Origin of the sequence: Enterococcus sp. RTP21361st1_A6_RTP21361_211029, assembly GCF_040910045.1 — a bacterium.
GTDB classification, from domain to species: domain Bacteria; phylum Bacillota; class Bacilli; order Lactobacillales; family Enterococcaceae; genus Enterococcus_D; species Enterococcus_D gallinarum.
Genome location: NZ_JBDGBK010000195.1, coordinates 1 through 1652, shown reverse-complemented (window position 1 = coordinate 1652; position 1652 = coordinate 1). Strand labels below are relative to the sequence as shown.

The window sequence follows — 1652 nt, the reverse complement described above, 5'->3', positions numbered from 1 at the left end:
CCATATGACTCAGCGGAATTTTGGCGTAGAGCACCCACAATCCATCATCGCTTCTATAGTTAAGTTCGCCTCCCATTTCCTGTATTCGTTTTGAGTGCAGTGAAAGGCCCCTTCCCGATTGTTCGAATGCAGTCAGCGCCGATCCGGCTGCAATATCATTCATCTCGCTAATTTCCATTGACGATGGTGATAGCTTGACCAGCAACTCGAACGAGCCATTGCGTGGGGAACCGTGACGCTGTATGTTGTTGCAGAGTTCTCTTATCAGGGATAACGCTTCTTCCTTTTCTTCCGGCGAAGCTTTGATGCAGCATCCGTCGATGGCCGTATCTCCGTCATACCCCAGCGCATGAAGATGGCTGCATCTTTCATCCAGCAGATTACGCAGTTCAACCATGAACGTCGTTTCTGATTTCGCGTCCTTGTCTTCCGAGGAAAGGATGTCTATGATGTCGTGCACTTGCGTGAACGCCTCTTGACTATGTTCAAGAACGATTGCCCAATCATCGCTGTCAGGTATGTTTTCATCGATATGAACCCGGGCCATTAATGAGATATCCGAAAGATTATTGGTCAAGGAATCATGTATCTGTATCGCAAGACGATTCTTTTGCCTCATATAATCAAGCTGTTGAAGCTCAATCTGCAATTTCAGCCTTTGCTCTTCTCTGATAAAAGCCTGTTGGCGAAGCGCTACCAATCTGCCGGCAAGCAAGCTGGCCAAGAACATGACCGTGACCGACACGGAAACGAAAACATTGAAGTTCTCCACCATAACGCTTCGCGCTATATACGTACAGGAACAAATCAGCATTGCGATCAGCCATTCAGGCACGGTTCCGGAGAACGCAAGAATGCCGAGAGCGATGAGCATGCCGCTGATAACGAAGGGACTGTCCTGAGTGAGGGAGATGGAGATCACGGAACCTGCAACAATGATGGCCCAACATGCTTGGCCTCCAATGGCAGGAAGAAGGACAAAGGAAACCGCAAGCACTCCATAGAGCATTGCCGGCAGAAGAGGCATGGGACCAATCTGGATTATCTCCATCAGGGCAAGAGACAGCCCCAGCAGCGACAGAAGGGACAAGCAGGGATGTGCCACATAGCGCCGAATTATTTTTGACGGAAACGTAAACGCCGTATTCATGGAAATCCTCATCAGCGATTGAGATGCATCCAGGCGGAAATCAATGCACGGTTGTTCGCTACCCCCAGCTTGGACGCGGCATGTTCAAGATGGGTCCGCACCGTGGTCTGACCGATCGATAATTCCTCCGCTATGTCGGACATCGATCTCCCTCGCGCCCATCGATCAACGATTTCCATTTCACGAGGGGACAGATCCTTGTTCTTCTCTGACTTCAGCCGCAAAAACGAATCGTGGGCATTCAGAAAACGATCAGAACAGATTCCTGTTTCCTTTATCTGCAGCAAAGCCTCGGCGATTGTTTTCGGATTGTCCTTATGTATGATTCCCTGGGCTCCCGAAGCCACCGCTTCTGCAGCATATTCGGCGACGCTGAATGATGTCATCATGAGTACGGATGTCTTCCAATTCTCTTTTCTAATCGTCCGGCACACCACCAATCCGTTGATATCAGACATGGAGACATCCGCCAACAACAGATCCGGACAGTGATGCGAAGTAC

2 protein-coding genes are annotated in these 1652 nt (G+C 49.7%); both read right to left on the bottom strand.

Annotated features, from left to right (window positions below; all coding sequences use genetic code 11):
• On the bottom strand, nt 1–1150 hold a 1150-nt coding region (locus tag AB5Z52_RS16950; protein WP_368267132.1), incomplete at its 3' end, for a sensor histidine kinase.
• Nucleotides 1151–1161: 11 nt separating this feature from the next.
• The coding region (locus tag AB5Z52_RS16945; RefSeq protein WP_368267131.1) for a DNA-binding response regulator at nt 1162–1652 on the bottom strand (491 nt) is incomplete at its 5' end.